The sequence below is a fragment of the Paenibacillus sp. 01T422 genome, assembly GCF_056398785.1.
Genome location: NZ_JBFTQB010000983.1, coordinates 1 through 2276, shown reverse-complemented (window position 1 = coordinate 2276; position 2276 = coordinate 1). Strand labels below are relative to the sequence as shown.

Genomic DNA, 2276 nt, shown 5'->3' with positions numbered 1-2276 from the left:
CATCTAGAGTGCGCTACTGGATATAAAATTTCCGTTAATTCGTGGAGTGTATTTCACAATAGATTCAACAATATTAGTTTGCAAACAGAATTAAATAATTTACAATCTCAGATTAACTCGTTAAGCTCCCGTGTTACTGCATTAGAATCTGCAGGTCCTTAAAGTCAAGTAGCATATTGTCTGGTATAATTTAGCTAAAAATACCATGCGAGGTTGATGAGATGAAAAAGTTCATGTTAGGTCTATTAGTCGGAGTGGCAGTCACTGCGGCAGGTTCAGCGTACGCTGAAGAAATAGAAAGTGTTATAGGTAAAGCCATACAAGGACAATTTCCTGTGAAAATTGGAGGTAAACAGCTTGATACACAAGCAGTAGTCGTTGATGGTACGAGTTATTTGCCGGTTAGAGCTATTGGTGAAGCACTAGACATGGATGTAAAGTTTAACGCTGACATGGGTATTGAATTAACTGAAAAAGGAGGTACCAAAGTGGAAGTAACTCCGAAACCAATGGATGCACCGCAACAATCAGAACCGGAAGAGAATGACCAGCAATTGGTTGATTCTACTTTGCCTAAAGATAAACAAATTGCTTATTTGAAAGATGAGATTATTGGCATCGAAACCATTTTACCAGGTTTGAAATTGACGCTTTCCAAATGGGACCCAAGCACAAATTCAAGTAAAGAATTAGCGAAAACCATCGCTGATAATGAATCACGCTTAGTAGCAATGAAAGCTTTGTTCGAAGGACTACAAAAGTAATCTAACTAGAGTCGCTACGGCGGCTCTTTTTCTATTCCAAGAAAGGGTGATCGCATGGCACAAACAATGCTTGGCGTACGTAAATATCTGACTGATAACGGGATTAATGATCAAGACATCTCCTATGACGCGAATCGTAAAATGGTACAGATTGGCGGAAAGGATTTCTACGGAGCAACGCCAGAGTCAGACGGCAGCACTTACGGTACATCCGAAGCGCTTGGTGGTGCATTGAACAACTATCGGAACCAACAGCGCAATACTCAGCTCGACGGTCTGGTGAATACTTTGACGCAGAAGGCAAATAACACCCAGCCGTTTCAATATCAAGCTCCAGCAGCATTCAGTTATAATTCGCAGTCAGATCCAATTTATCAAGATGCAATCAAATCAGCCACACAAGGGGCGAATGTAGCGACGAATAACGCTCTCGTCTCGCTCGGCAGACGTGGAATCGGAAACTCCTCTTCTGCTACAACGCAGGCCAACGGAATGCAGCAGAATGCTATTGGAAAGGTCAACTCTCAGCTTCTTCCACAACTTGAGCAGCAGGCATATGGACGTTGGCAGGATCAAGCGAACCGAGATTATCAGACACAGCGCGATACCTATAATTCACAACAAGATCAGTTTAGAAATACGGCATCCATAGCAGATCTATTAAACGGACTGAATCAGCAAAACTTCAACAATGAGCAAACACAATGGAATAATAACCGAACTTCCCAGCAGGATCATATTAATCTAGCAAACACTCTATCACAGCTATATGGAGTAAATGTTGATCCGAAGAATGATCCTGCTCTTGCATACTCACAGGTGGCTGGTATGAAGCCGCTGAATGCAATCCAACAGGCGTTTGAACAGCTGCTTGCGGAGTCTGGAGTTACTGGAACATATAATGGCAAGCCAACACTTCAGAGAGAAGGTCAGGACGCCAACATCAAGATCGCTCAGCAGAATGCCAATACATCAGCATCTAAAGCGAATAGCTCTGGAAGTGGTAGTTCCTCCGTTACTCAACAGCGCTATAACGATCAGCAAGGGCAGCGCGTATTCGAAGGTCAGGTAATGGATGAGTTGTCACAGCTAGAGCCTTCTGAGTATGAAGGTTGGCTAGACGCAAACCGTGGAGAAATCACACGACAATTAGGCACTTCTGGCTTCGAACAGATCAAGAAGTCAGTAACAAGTTCCATCCAGAAACAAAGCACTCAAGACTCTTCACTCCGCAAACAAGCAATTACATTGGCGAAGGGTGATCCAGATTGGTACGACGAAGCAAAACGTGAGGCGCTCATTCAGGAGTATATGGGCTACCTACAGTAAAAGGAGGAACCCAATATGGCATTGATTAGCGCTAAAGATTATAAAAATAAAGGTAGCTCCGGCGGATCGGCGGGAACAGTTTCCTCTAGTGGGCTTGTTTCTGCTGCTGAATTTAAGAAGGGTAAGAAGACGACAAGTATCAACAGTCTAGAATACAATGCTCAAACCTTATCTGACCAGCAG

2 protein-coding genes are annotated in these 2276 nt (G+C 43.3%); both read left to right on the top strand.

Translation table 11 applies throughout. The annotated features are described in order from the left end of the window. Nucleotides 1-221: 221 nt before the first annotated feature. On the top strand, nt 222-764 hold the full coding sequence (locus tag AC1DUA_RS34445; RefSeq protein ID WP_477504021.1) for a stalk domain-containing protein: 543 nt from the start codon (nt 222-224) through the stop codon (nt 762-764). A 54-nt stretch (nt 765-818) separates the two neighbouring features. Further along, nucleotides 819-2093, top strand: a complete 1275-nt coding sequence (locus tag AC1DUA_RS34440) for a hypothetical protein (RefSeq protein ID WP_477504020.1) — start codon at nt 819-821, stop codon at nt 2091-2093. Nucleotides 2094-2276 lie beyond the last annotated feature (183 nt).

Excerpts from the sequence above, each read along its gene's own strand:
- AC1DUA_RS34445 (WP_477504021.1), top strand. The coding sequence starts at position 222 with ATGAAAAAGTTCATGTTAGGTCTATTAGTCGGAGTGGCAGTCACTGCG.
- AC1DUA_RS34440 (WP_477504020.1), top strand. The coding sequence starts at position 819 with ATGGCACAAACAATGCTTGGCGTACGTAAATATCTGACTGATAACGGG.